The following is a 12856-nucleotide window of genomic DNA, read 5'->3' as shown; positions in this document are numbered from 1 at the left end:
AACCGACAGCGGCGCGGCGGCGCGGCGGGTACGCCTGCTGCCCGCCGCTGTCGGCTATCTGCTGATCGGCGGGGCGACCGGGCTCGCCGCGCTGTTCGCGCTGGCCGCGCTGGCCGTCGTCGCCGCCATGAGCCTGATCGGGATCGGGATCCCGGCGCTGCCGGAGGCGGTGAGATTGATCCGCCCCCTGCTCACCCTGGAACGGCGCAGGGCGGGGCACCGCCTCGGCACCCCGATCACCTCGGCCTACCGGCCGCTGACCGGTGACCTGCGCGAACAGCTCGCGACCCTGGCCGCCGACCCGGCGAACCGCCGCGACCTCGCCTGGCTGGTGCTGCACGGCGTGATCGGGCTACCGCTGGCCGCGCTGGCGGTGGCCCTGCCGTTGAGCGCGGTGCAGCATCTGGTGCTCCCCCTGCTCTGGTGGGCGGGGGTGGACGGGTTGCCCGGCAGCAACGGGCTGGTCGTCGTTTCCTGGCCCACGGCGGCCCTGAGCGTGCTGATCGGTCTGGTGTTCGGCGCCCTCGCCCTGCGCTCGCCCGAGGCGGCGACGGCGCAGGCGAAGCTCGCGCGAGCGCTGCTGGCGCCGGACGAGCACGCCCTGCTGGCCGACCGGGTCGCCGAACTCACCGCGACCAGGGCCGCCGCCCTCGACGCGCACGGCGCCGAACTGCGCCGCATCGAACGCGACCTGCACGACGGCGCCCAGGCCAGGATCGCGGCGGTGATCATGCAGCTCGGGCTCGCCGAGCAATTGCGCGGGCGCGACCCCGACGCGGCGGACCGGATGGTGCGCACCGCCCAGGACACCGCGTCGGCGGCGCTGGCCGAACTGCGGGACGTGGTCCGCAGCGTCTACCCGCCGGTGCTCTCCGATCGCGGCCTGGCCAGTGCCGTCTCCGCGCTGGCCGCGCGCAGCCCGATCCCGTGTGTGGTGGAGCTGAACGGGATCACGCGACGGCCGATGGCGGTGGAGGCGGCGGCCTACTTCGTCATCGCCGAGGCCGTCACCAACGCCACCAAGCACTCGGGGGCCGCGACGCTGTCGATCGAACTGGGCGGACCGCCGCAACTGCTGATCGTGGCGATCCGCGACGACGGCGTCGGCGGGGCGACGGTGACCGAGGGCGGTGGCCTGGCCGGCATCCGGCGCAGGGCCGAGGCCCTCGACGGCCGGATGACGCTGACCAGCCCCGCCGGTGGGCCTACGCTGGTGCGCGTGGAGTTGCCGTGCGGGTCGTGATCGCCGAGGACGACGCCCTCCTGCGAGAAGGCCTGGTCCTGCTGTTGAAGACCGCCGGGATCGAGGTGGTCGCCGCCGTCGACAATGCCGACGATTTCCTCGCCGTGGTCACCGCCGACCGCCCGGACGCGGTGGTGGTCGACGTGCGGCTCCCGCCGACCTTCACCGACGACGGCCTGCGCGCCGCCGTGCGGGCCAGGACCGTGCACCCCGGGCTGCCGGTGCTCGTCCTGTCGGCCTATGTCGAGGACAGCTACGCCGCCGAACTGCTCGGCGACGGCGCGGGCGGGGTGGGCTATCTGCTCAAGGAGCGGGTCGGCAAGGTCGACCGGTTCCTGGATTCGCTGCACCGGGTCGCCGCCGGCGGCACCGCGATGGACCCGGAGGTGATCGCGCAGCTGCTGGTGCGTCGCCGCGTCGACGATCCGCTGTCGACGCTGACGGCCAGGGAACGGGAAGTACTCGCGCTGATGGCGGAGGGCCAGGACAACTCCGCCATCGCCGCCGGACTCGTCGTCACCGAAGGCGCTGTGCTCAAACACATTCGCAGCATCTTCGCCAAGCTCGGCCTGGCCGCCGACGAGTCCGGCCACCGGCGGGTGCTCGCGGTGCTCGCCTATCTCAACGCTCGTCCCGGTCGGCCGTGAACGCGCGTCACCGCACCGCGCCGGACCCGGGCCGCTCCGACGGCGACCCGGCCTCGTCGCGGCAGGTCAGGTCGGTGCCGGGCAGAGTCCCGTCGAGCAGGTAGGTGTTGACGGCAGCGCTGACACAGCCGTTCGGGTAGTTGCCGTAGATCCAGTGGATCGGCACGTCCGGCAGGGTCACCAGCCGTGAGCCGCGCAGTGCCCGGTGCATGACCTGAGCGCCCGCGAAGGTGGTGCGCGTATCGCCGGTGGACTGCACGATCAGACTCGGCACAGCGTTGTCGATCACCGTGGTCGGCTCGACCGGCGGCGCCCAGAACGCGCACGGCGTGATGTTGTTCGCGAACGCGCCGAACAGTGGCTGCTCGGCCCGGCTCGCCTCGATATTGCGCCGGTACCAGTCTGGATCGCGCGGCACTTCCGCGTCGCCGCAGAGCACGGCGGTGGCCGTGGAGAGGTCGCGCGGCTGGGCCGTCAGCATGAACGACAGCGAGGCGGCCAGCCCCGGTTCCGGGGTCACCGTGACGCCGTCGGCGGCGTCGGCGAGCTGACGCAGTTGTGCGGCCAGCAGCGGATACTTGCGTGGATCGTCGAGTTCGGCGAACAGCAGCGTCGGCAGGCTGTGCTGGTCGACGGTGAATTCGCCGATCCGGATCGGCCGCTCCTTCGCCCGGCGCACCATCGCCTGCACCGACTCGCGCACGGCGGAACGATCTGTGCCGAAACGGTATTCGCCGTCGCGCGCCGCGGTCCAGTCCGCCCACAGGTCGAAGGCGGCCTCGTTGACCGGACCCATGGCGCGCAGCATTTCCGACGCGCCGTAGTGCTCGGGGTCGACGGCGCTGTCGAGGACGAAGCGGTCGGCGCGGTCGGGGAAGAGCTGAGAGAACACCGCGCCGAGGTAGGTGCCGTAGGAGGCGCCGAAATAGCTGATCCGGTCCTCGCCGAGCACCGAGCGGATGAGGTCCATGTCGCGCGCGGTATTGCGGGTGGTGATGTGGCGCAGGCGGGGACCCTCGTTCGCCGCGCACTGGGCGGCCAGCCCAGCCTGGCGGGCGGTGCTCGTGGCGAAGTCGCCCGCGTCGAGTCCGGCGGACTGGATCCAGAACCCCTCCTGCCAGCGGCAATTCACCGCGGCGGAGCGGCCGATGCCGCGCGGGTCCATGCCGATCAGGTCGTAGCGGGCACGGACCTCGGGTGTCATCCCGGCGCTCAGGTCGATCGGGTAGCCCAGGCCGGGGCCACCCGGGCCGCCCGGGTTGGACAGCAGCACGCCGTGGCGGCGCGCCGGATCGGTGGCGGGCAGGCGGGAGATGGCCACGGTCATCGTCTCGCCCCCCGGCGCCGAATAGTCCACCGGCACGGTGACATCGGCGCACTGCGCGCCCGCCGGGTCGAGGCGGGGGTCCTCGCAGGATCGCCAGGACAGCGTCTGCCGGCGGAAGGAGTCGAGCGGGTCGGCCGAAGCCGGTGCGGCGGTGAGTAATCCGAGAACGGTGGCGGCGGTGAGCGCGGCCGTCGTCAGGCGCTTCATGCCGCGCACACGATCGCGTCGAAGGCCTGGTCGACGAGTTTCGCCTGTTCCTCGCTGCCGGGCAGCTGGTTCACCGTGAGGGTGACCGCGACGCCGTCGGCGGTCGTGCCGGTGTGGGTTCCGAAGCCGGGGATGCTGCCACCGTGCCCGCTCACCTGTTCCCCGCAGGACGCGGTGCGCTGGATCAGGCCCAAACCGTAACCGGCCGTGGGCATCCGATCGAAGGGCACGGTGCGGCGCATCTCGTCGAGCTGGGCGGGAGCCAGCAGCTTGCCGTTCAGCAGGGCGGCGAAGAAGCGATTGAGGTCGGCGCCGGTCGAGATCATATCGCCCGCGGTGTCGGCCCAGGAGGGATCGAGTTCGGTGAAATCGACTCGAGTGCCGTCGATGTCCTGATAGCCGCGCGAGTGCGGGGAGCGCAGGCCGGTGTCGCCGGACGCGGGCGTGTAGGTGTCGCGCAAGCCGAGCGGTTCGATGATCCTGGTCGCGATCTCGGCGGCCGCCGGACGGCCGGTGACCTGCTCGATCAGCATGCCGAGGAGCACATAGTTGGTGTTGGTGTACACGGCGCGGGCGCCCGGCTCGTACTGCGGCGGCATCGTCATCGCGATGCGCACCAGGTCGGCGGGGCTGTGATGCTGTCGCCGCGCGGCTTCGGTAGCGATGTCGAGCTGCGGGGAGCCGGGGTCGGTGGGCTTGCTGGGATCGCCGCTGGCCAGATACTCGGGCAGGCCGCTGGTGTGCTGGAGCAGCTGACGCACGGTGACGCGATCCCCGTCGTTGCCGTTGCCGTGCACGACCCCGGGCAGATAGCGCTCGACGGGCGCGTCCAGCTCGACCTTGCCCTCGGCGACCAGCTGCAGCAGCACGGTCGCGACGAAGCTCTTGGTATTGCTGCCGATCCGGACGAAGGCTCCGTCGGGAATCGGCGCGCCGGAGGCGATGTCGCCGACGCCCGCGGTGACGGTACGTTCGCCCGCCGGGGTGGTGATCACGGCCTGGGCGCCGGGGAAGCCCGCCCGCACCAGTGTTTCGAGGGCCTGTCGCACCTCGGGCCCCGGCGCCGTCGGCGGCGCGCTCTCGCCACCACACGCGGGCACGGCGAGCAGCGCGACGGCGCACGCTCCCGCGGCGACGATGCGGCGGGACCTGCTGCGAAATAGGGTCATGAGCTGCGCTTTCCTCCTGCTGAGACGGTGCCTGCCTGACTGTTTCGAGCGTAGGAAGACCAGCCCGCCGCGCCCATGCCGCGCGCGCCCGAATCCGAGGTGGTGCCAGCACTACCAACCCAGGGGTGGGGAAGGTGAAACGCCCATGGTGGGGGCGGAAGTCCCCCTAGGGGTGGCTGTTTCGGCGGCTGCGCGCCCATAACGTTCATCTCGTCGAAAACGAACGCAGAGGAGCGAACGACATGCGCATCAAAACCACCATCGCCGCCGGACTGCTGGCTGCCGCGACCGTCGCCGGGGTGTCGACGGTCGCCGCGGGCAACGCCGCCGCCGGCCCGTACGGCACCTACTACGGCACCTACGCCACCCTCGCCGCCTGTCGCGCCGACGGCGAGTCGTCCTACACCGGCGGCTACTACTGGGAGTGCACCGAGAACTGGGACGGCTGGGACCTCTACATCTGGTACTGAGCTACCTGATCGTCCGACCCAGGGGCATCCGGCGACGCCGGGTGCCCCTTCTCGGTGTTCGGCTAGATTGTCGGTCTGAGTTCCCCCAGTGAGAGAGATTGGCCGCGCATGCTGACGTTCGCCGTGCTCGGTGAGATCCGTGCCTGGCGCGCTGGGATCGAGCTCGACCTCGGCTCCCGGCAGCAGCGCGCTCTGCTGGCCGCCCTACTGCTGCGCACCGGCCGCTCGGCCACCGTCGACGAACTGATCGACGACGTCTGGGGCGAGAACCCCACCGCCAGCGCCGTGGGCGCGCTGCGCAATCACATCCTGCATTTGCGCCGGGTCCTCGAACCAGGGCGCGTGGCGGGGGAGCCGCCGCAGGTGCTGGTCGCGCTCGGCGGCGGCTACGCGCTGCGGGTGCCGGTGGGCTGCGTCGACATCGAACAGGTCGACGACTTGATGCTCACCCCGCACTCCGACCCCCAGACCGCGGGCGACACCGTCGACGCCGCCTTGCGGTTCTGGACCGGCACCCCGCTGGCCGGACTGCCCGGCCCCTTCGCCGAGCGGCAGCGCGCCCACCTCGCCGACCGCAGGCTCGTCCTGCTGGAACAGCGCGCCGAACTCGACCTGCGCCGGGGCCGCTATGCCGAGGCCGTCGCCGACCTCACCCCGTTGTGCGCCGAGCACCCGCTGCGCGAACGGCCCCGCGCGCTGCTGATGACGGCGCTCTACCACGCCGGTCGCCAGGCCGAGGCGCTGCGCGTCTACGCCGACACCCGCCGCGAACTCGTCGACCAGCTCGGCATCGAACCAGGGCGCGAACTCGCCGATTTGCACCGGCGCATCCTGGCCGGTGAGCTGAGCACGCCGCGCGAGCCTGCCGCGCAGGTCCGGCCGCGGGCGCCGCAGCGGGTCGCGCAGTTGCCCGCCGACGTCGTCGACTTCACCGGCCGCGCCGAGGTGGTCGACCTGCTCGCCGCGCGGCTCACCGCGACGGGGACCGGGGTGCCGGTCTGCGCGATCGGCGGGATGGGCGGGATCGGCAAGAGCGCACTGGCCGTGCACGTGGCGCACCGGGTGCGCGAGCGATTCCCCGACGGGCAGCTGCACGTCGACCTGCACGGCTTCGCCGCCGATCACGCCGGCGGCGCCACCGCCGCCGACACCCTCGGCGACTTCCTGCGCGTGCTCGGTGTGCCGGAGGGTGAACTCGCCGCGGGCGCCGCCGAGCGCGCGGCCCAGTTCCGCAGCCGGCTGGCCGGGAAACGGGTGCTGGTCGTCCTCGACAACGCCCGCTCGGTCGACCAGGTCGCGCCGCTGATTCCCGGTACCCCCGGCTCGGCGGTGCTGGTCACCAGCCGTTCGGCGCTGCCCGAGCTACCGGGCACCACCGCGGTGCGCCTCGACGTGCTCACCGACACCGAGGCGCACAGCCTGCTCGCCGGGATCGCGGGCCGCGACCGGATCGCGGCCGAACCCGAGGCGGTCGCCGCGGTGCTCGGCGCCTGCGGTGGCCTGCCGCTCGCGGTCCGCATCGTCGGTGCCCGGCTGGCCGCGCGCCCGGCCTGGACGGTGCGGATCGTGGCCGAGCGGTTGCGCGACACCGCGCAGCGGCTCAGTGTCCTGCGCACCGGCGAACTCGCCGTCGAGCTGGCCTTCCGGATCAGCTACGACCAGCTCGACACCGGTCACGCGCGCGCGTTCCGGATGCTGGCGGTGCCCGAGGTCGGGGAGATCTGCACCGAGGGCGCCGCCGCGATCCTCGGGATCGAGGTCGCCGAGGCCGAGCAGGTGTGCGAGGACCTGGTCGACCTGAACCTGCTCGAGACCACCGCGCCCGGCCGCTACACCTATCACGACCTGCTGCGCCTGTTCGCCAGGGAACTGCCGGTCACCGGTGCCGCCGACCCGCCGCTGACCGCGCTGCGCAGGCTGCTCGACTTCTACCTCGCCACTGTGAAACAGGCTGTCGCCGTCTGTAATCCGGGCACCCGGCTGCCCGAGCACCTGCGCCCGACCGCCGCGCCGGGCGTCCGGTTCGCCGACGAGCACGCGGCCCAGGCGTGGCTGGCCGGACAGCGGCACAACCTGGTCTCGCTCTATCGCCAGTGCGCGCAAGCCGGTGGCCCGGTGCTGGCCCCGGCCGCCGATATCGCCTGGGCCACCGCCGAACTCATCGACGGCGGCGCGAACTGCATCGAGGTCGCCCGGGCGCTGGAGGAACTGCTCGACGCCGCGTTGTGCGCGGGTGACCGCTCGGTGGAATGTCGGGTGCGGGTCGCCCTCGGCGCGCTGTTCGCCTATTCGCTCGGCGCGCTGCGGCAGGGGCGCGACCATCAACGCATCGCGCTGTCGCTGGATCGCGGCACCATCAGCGATGCCCGGCTCACCGCGTTCGCCGCGCAGCTGCTGTCGTCCTCGACCCGGCGCGGCACCGAAACGGCCGCGCCGCTGGCCCATTCGGCGCGGGCGATCCGGCTGGCCCGCCGGGTCGGCGACCGGGCGATCGAATGCGCGTGCCTGGTCCACGAGGTGAAGACCTACTCCGACGCGGGCGATTTCCCGGCGGCCAGGGAGCGCGCGGTCACCGCGCGGGCGCTGGCCGCCGAGCTGGGCAACCGGTCGCTCGAGGTGATGGCGACGCACGAACTCGGGGTCACCCTGGTCTATCAGGGGGAGACGGCCGAGGGGGTGCGGCTGTGCGAGGAGGCGGTCGCGCTCGGCCGGGCCGGCGGGATCGAACTGCGGCTGGGCTGGGCGCTGTCACGGCTGGCGCACGTGCTGCTGATGGCAGGCCGGGCCGCCGACGCCGAACCCGTCGTCGACGAGGCGATCCAGGTGCTCACCCGTGCGATCGGGCCGCTGACCAGGGCCAGAGTGCTGGTGCTCCAGGGGCTGATCAAACAGGCCACCGGGAAACCGGGTGCGGCGGAGGAGTCCTTCACCGCCGCGGCGGAGTCGTTCGAGACGATGCAGGATCCGCAGCTGACCCACGAACGGCTCGACGCCGAACTGGAGGCGCCGGTGATGGCGCTGCTGCACGATCATCTCGCCGCGCTGCGCGCCCGCCGGGACATCATCGCCGCGTCATAGCGGCGTCATCACGGGGCGCGAATATTCGTGAGGCACTGGCGAACACAAGTGTTCACGCGATAGATTGCCCTATGTACCCGGTTGTCGCGACAGCGAGCCGCGTCGTCGCCGGGGGGTCGGCGGCCCGGACCGGGACAACGAGAACGGGATGTCCGAACTGCTCCGGACATCCCGTTCTTCGTGCACCGTCAGCTCAGTGGCCGGCTTCCTTCAGGCGGGTGAAGGACTCGTCGATGACCTTCTCGGCCTCGGCGCGGCCCAGCCACTCCGAACCCTGGACGAACTTGCCCGGCTCCAGGTCCTTGTAGCGCTCGAAGAAGTGCTTGATCGCCGACAGCTCGAACTCCGAGACGTCGCCAAGTTCCTGGATGTGGTCCCAGCGCGGGTCGCCCGCGGGCACGCACAGCACCTTGTCGTCGCCGCCGGCTTCGTCGGTCATGCGGTACACGCCGATCGGACGGGCTTCCACGATCACGCCGGGGAAGACCGACTCGGGCAGCAGCACCAGCGCGTCCAGCGGATCGCCGTCCTCGCCGAGGGTGTTCTCGATGAAGCCGTAGTCGGCCGGGTAGCCCATGGAGGTGTACAGGTACCGGTCGAGCTTGACCCGGCCGCTCTCGTGATCGACCTCGTACTTGTTCCGAGAGCCCTTGGGGATCTCGATGGTGACGTCGAACTCCACGCCATCTCCTTGCTCGTTCGAGTGCTTCTCTGCCGAATCGCCAGATCGTTCTGGGGAACCGTTGCGCAACGAGGATAGTGTGGTGTGCTGGTACACCGGTGCGGCAGGCGGCTCAGCGCGCAGTCGAGGCGTGTCGGGCGGCGTTGAGGGAGAGACGACGGTCGTGATCGGTCCGAGCGAGAACAATCCGGGAGCGACGGCGCAGCGCCGACGCAAGTCCACGTGGATCTGGGTATCGGCGGTGGTGGTCGCCCTGCTGGTGATCGCGGGCGGGTTCGTCGCCATCGCGCGCCCGTGGACTCCCGAGTTCCGCCACGGCGGGCTCACCGTGGCCCCGCCGCCGTCCACCGATCAGCCCGTCGCCGAGGTCACCCCGGCCAAGTCGGACGCGCCCGCGCCGACGTCCGCCGGGATCGCCGCCGCGCTCGCGCCGGTCGTCGGCAGCCCCGACCTGGGCAGCTTCGCCGGTCAGGTGACCGACCCGACCAGCGGCGCGGTGCTGTGGAGCCAGGATCCGGCCAAGGCGATGATCCCGTCCTCGACGGCGAAGGTCATGCTGGTCGCGGCCGCGCTGCTCACGCTGCCCGACGATCAGCGGGTGGCGACCAGGGTCCTCGCCGGTGCGCCGGGGGAGCTGGTGCTCGTCGGCGGCGGCGATCCGACCCTGACTACCAGGGCCGACGGCGGCTACTACACCGACGGCGCCCGGATCGCCGAGCTGGCCGCGCGGATCAAGGCGACCGGCAGGCAGGTCAGCGCGATCGTCGTCGACGCCTCCGCCTATCGCGGGCCGACGATGGCCTCGGGCTGGGACCCGGTCGATATCCCCGAGGGCTCGATCACCCCGATCGAGCCGATCATGCTCGACGGCGGGCGGTTCGATCCGTCGGCCGACTACTCGCCGCGCACCTCTACTCCCGCGCTCGACGCCGGACGCGCGCTGGCCGCCGAACTCGGCGTCGACCCCGCCGCGGTGCGGGTCGGTCCGGCCGCGCAGAACGGCGCCGAGATCGCCAAGGTGGAATCGGCGCCGCTGCGAGTCCGGTTGCACGACATGATGATCCACTCCGACAATGTGCTCGCCGAGACGATCGGGCGGGAACTGGCGGTCGCGACCGGGCACGAGGCGTCCTTCGCCGGGGCCGTCGCCGCCACCACCGCGGCGCTGACCAACGCCGGATTCGACATCGCCGGACTGCATCTGGCCGACAACAGCGGGCTGTCCGTCGACGACCGGGTGCCGCCGCGGCTGCTCGACGCCATCATCGCCACCGCCGCCGAGCCCACCGGCGACGCCGCCGTGGCACCGGCCGGAACGCAGGCCAAGCCCGAGAACGACCCGCGCGCAGCGGCTCTCGCGCCGCTGCTGGACGACCTGCCGGTCGCGGGCGGTACCGGGACGCTGGCGCCGCGCTTCGTCACCCAGAACCGCCAGGGCGCGGGCTGGGTGCGGGCCAAGACCGGAACTCTGAGTGTCGCCAGCGCGTTGGTCGGATATGTGCTCGACCGCGACGGCCGGGTACTGACCTTCGCGCTGATGTCCAATGATCGGTTGCCGGAGGTCAGCAGGCCCGCCCTCGACGCGGTGGCCGGTGCCCTGCGCAACTGCGGATGCTCCTGAGAGCGGGTGGCGATGACCGAGGACAAGACCGGGCGCACGACCTCCGGATTCAGCGGTGCGGTGGACTGGCGGCTCGCCGCCCGCACCGGCGCCGTGCTCGCGCCCGCCGGACCGCGCACCTCCCGGCAGACCGCCGAACAGGTCGTCGCCGAGCTGGCCACCGCGTCGGTGCGGGCCGAAGGGCCGGTGCGTGAGGTCAGCGGACTGCTCGACGACCGGCCGGTGCCGGAGGCCAGGATCGTCGATCGGCCCGGCTGGATCGCCGCCGCCGCCGATTCGATGGCCGTGCTCACCGGCACCGAGGCCGTCTCGACCACCGGCAAGCTCGTCGGCAAGCCGGCGGGGTTGCAGGCCGGGACCATGCTGGCGTTCCTGTCGACGGCGATCCTCGGCCAGTACGACCCGTTCACCGGGGAGGACGGCACGCTGCTGCTGGTCGCGCCCAATATCCTCGGCGTGGAGCGGGCGCTCGGCGTCGACCCGGCCGACTTCCGGCTCTGGGTCTGCCTGCACGAGGTGACCCACCGGGTGCAGTTCTCCTCGGCGCCGTGGCTGGCCGACTACATGCGCGCCAATGTCGACATCCTCAGCGAGGTCGGTGAGGAGCCGATGAGCGAGATGCTGAGCAGGCTGCTCGCCGAGGTGCGCCAGCGGCGCAACGGCGACACCGCCGACGACCCCAACAGCCGTGGCGTCGTCGGCCTGCTGCGCGCCGCGCAGGCCCCGCCGCAGCGCGAGGCGCTGGACCGGCTGCTCATGCTCGGCACGCTGCTCGAAGGCCACGCCGATCACGTCATGGACGCTGTCGGACCCGCCGTCGTCCCGACCGTCGCCGATATCCGCCGCGCCTTCGACCAGCGCCGGAAGAAGCCGACCAACCCGGTGCAGCGACTGCTGCGCGCGCTGCTCGGGGTGGACGCGAAGGTCGCCCAGTACGTGCGCGGGAAGAAGTTCGTCGACGCGGTGGTCGAGCGGGTGGGCGTCACGGAGTTCAACACGGTGTGGACGAACGCGGAGACGCTGCCCCGTCTGGACGAGGTGGACGATCCGGGCCGCTGGATCGCTCGCGTGCTGTAACCGCCGCTCCAGGATTTCCGGTCCGCCACCGGGGTTTCGTCGGCGGCCGATGGTGCCGCCGTGAGTGGGTTCGCCCGTCCCCGGCGCGTCACCCAGGTGCTCGCGATGGTCTGTTGCGCCGGGTGGCTGGGTAGCCTGCGTGCATGGGGATCATGCCCGGGGCTGTCAGGCCGTTGCCGAATCGGCGGCTGTTCGCGGGTGGGGAGCGGACTCATCGTGGTGCCGTGGTGGTGGGGCGGCCTGGGGTCGGCCGCTCTCGCGGTGCTCGATGACGGGCCGGCGGCGGCTTCCGGAGACTGCCGCGGTGCTGGCCGTGCGGCGGGGCGTGCGGGACTGGGTCGCGGCGCGGGGTGGGCCGAGGCCGGTGGTGGTCGGGCTCTCCGGCGGCGCCGATTCGCTGGCGTTGGTCGCGGCCGCTGTCGTCGAGGCGGGAGACGTGACGGCGGTCGTGGTGGATCATCGGTTGCAGGACGGGTCGGGGGAGGTGGCCGCACGGGCGGCCGAGCAGGCGCGGGCATTGGGGTGTGTGGACGCCGAGGTGCTCGCGGTCGAGGTCGGGCGCGACGGTGGGGTCGAGGCGGCGGCGCGGGCGGCCAGGTACGCGGCCCTGGAGTCGGTGCGCGGGGAGCGGCCGGTGCTGCTCGGACACACCCTCGACGATCAGGCCGAGACCGTCCTGCTCGGGTTGGCACGCGGGTCGGGCGGGCGTTCGCTCCAGGGCATGGCGGCCTGGAACGCACCGTGGGGGCGGCCGTTGCTGGCGGTGCGGCGGGCGCGGACGCGGCAGATGTGCGCCGATCTCGGCATCGAGCCGTGGGAAGACCCGCACAACCTCGATCCGGCCTACACCCGGGTGCGGGTGCGCACCGAAATCCTTCCGCTGCTCGAGGAGGTACTCGGCGGCGGGGTGGCGCAGGCCTTGGCGCGCACGGCCGACCAGCTGCGGGCCGACGGCGAGGTGCTCGACGTGCTCACCGCCGACCTGCTGCGCGCGGCGATCGTGCCCGAGGGTGGCCCCGGCGACACTGATCGACCGGCACTGTCGATCGAGATCCTGGCCACTGCCGCCCCCGCGCTGCGGCGCCGCGCGATCCGGGCCTGGCTCGCCGAACAGGGCATCGGCGGCGTGCTGAACGCTCATTTACAAGCGATCGACGAACTCGTGAGCAACTGGCGCGGCCAAGGCGGGGTGGCGGTGGCCGGCGGCAGCAGGGACCACAGGTTGGTCGTGGCGCGCGCGCATGGCACGCTGACGGTACGCGCGCAGCCGCGAAACGATGCCACATAATGGATCGGCCCGGTCGGGATCGACACCACTGAAGGGAAACCCACTTC

Annotated in this window: 10 protein-coding genes; 7 read left to right on the top strand and 3 right to left on the bottom strand. The window is 72.3% G+C overall.

Translation table 11 applies throughout. The features are described 5' to 3' along the window. A partial coding sequence (locus V8688_RS19455) for a sensor domain-containing protein (RefSeq protein WP_342801409.1) occupies positions 1–1243 on the top strand: 1243 nt, incomplete at its 5' end. Next, positions 1231–1890 (top strand): response regulator transcription factor, encoded by a 660-nt coding sequence (locus V8688_RS19450; protein ID WP_218720723.1) that lies wholly within the window; start codon positions 1231–1233, stop codon positions 1888–1890. The genes V8688_RS19455 and V8688_RS19450, both read left to right, overlap by 13 nt. Positions 1891–1897: 7 nt before the next feature. Here the strand turns inward: V8688_RS19450 and V8688_RS19445 are convergent, their stop codons facing one another. Both V8688_RS19445 and V8688_RS19440 read right to left on the bottom strand, forming a co-directional pair. Further along, positions 1898–3424 carry an alpha/beta hydrolase gene (locus V8688_RS19445; RefSeq protein WP_255588387.1) on the bottom strand — a complete coding sequence of 509 codons (1527 nt, stop codon included), beginning with the start codon at positions 3422–3424 and terminating at the stop codon, positions 1898–1900. Further along, the gene (locus tag V8688_RS19440; protein ID WP_342801408.1) at positions 3421–4593 is read right to left on the bottom strand and encodes a serine hydrolase domain-containing protein; all 1173 of its coding nucleotides are present in this window, start codon (positions 4591–4593) and stop codon (positions 3421–3423) included. Before V8688_RS19440 ends, V8688_RS19445 begins: the two co-directional genes overlap by 4 nt. 242 nt (positions 4594–4835) lie before the next feature. Here V8688_RS19440 and V8688_RS19435 point away from each other — a divergent pair, with 242 nt between their 5' ends. Further along, positions 4836–5063 (top strand): hypothetical protein, encoded by a 228-nt coding sequence (locus V8688_RS19435; protein ID WP_218720726.1) that lies wholly within the window; start codon positions 4836–4838, stop codon positions 5061–5063. Positions 5064–5171: 108 nt separating this feature from the next. Beyond that, positions 5172–8141 (top strand): BTAD domain-containing putative transcriptional regulator, encoded by a 2970-nt coding sequence (locus V8688_RS19430; RefSeq protein WP_316573360.1) that lies wholly within the window; start codon positions 5172–5174, stop codon positions 8139–8141. 193 nt (positions 8142–8334) lie between these two features. Here the strand turns inward: V8688_RS19430 and V8688_RS19425 are convergent, their stop codons facing one another. Further along, entirely contained in the window at positions 8335–8823 is a 489-nt protein-coding gene (locus tag V8688_RS19425) for an inorganic diphosphatase (RefSeq protein WP_218720728.1), read from the bottom strand. 163 nt (positions 8824–8986) lie between these two features. Here V8688_RS19425 and dacB point away from each other — a divergent pair, with 163 nt between their 5' ends. The 3 genes from dacB (at position 8987) to tilS (ending at position 12809) form a co-directional block, all read left to right on the top strand. Further along, complete coding sequence (gene dacB, locus V8688_RS19420; RefSeq protein ID WP_342801407.1) at positions 8987–10444, top strand: D-alanyl-D-alanine carboxypeptidase/D-alanyl-D-alanine-endopeptidase; 1458 nt, start codon at positions 8987–8989, stop codon at positions 10442–10444. Positions 10445–10456: 12 nt separating this feature from the next. After that, positions 10457–11521, top strand: a complete 1065-nt coding sequence (locus V8688_RS19415) for a zinc-dependent metalloprotease (RefSeq protein ID WP_218720730.1) — start codon at positions 10457–10459, stop codon at positions 11519–11521. Between the two features lie 268 nt (positions 11522–11789). Continuing rightward, positions 11790–12809, top strand: coding sequence for a tRNA lysidine(34) synthetase TilS (gene tilS / locus V8688_RS19410; RefSeq protein WP_316573361.1), 1020 nt, complete (start codon positions 11790–11792; stop codon positions 12807–12809). The last annotated feature ends 47 nt before the right edge of the window (positions 12810–12856 follow it).

Source organism: Nocardia sp. No.11 (assembly GCF_038752175.1).
In the GTDB taxonomy this organism is placed as follows: domain Bacteria; phylum Actinomycetota; class Actinomycetes; order Mycobacteriales; family Mycobacteriaceae; genus Nocardia; species Nocardia canadensis.
Note: the sequence above shows the minus strand (reverse complement) of the source record. Positions and strands in the feature narration are given on the sequence as shown.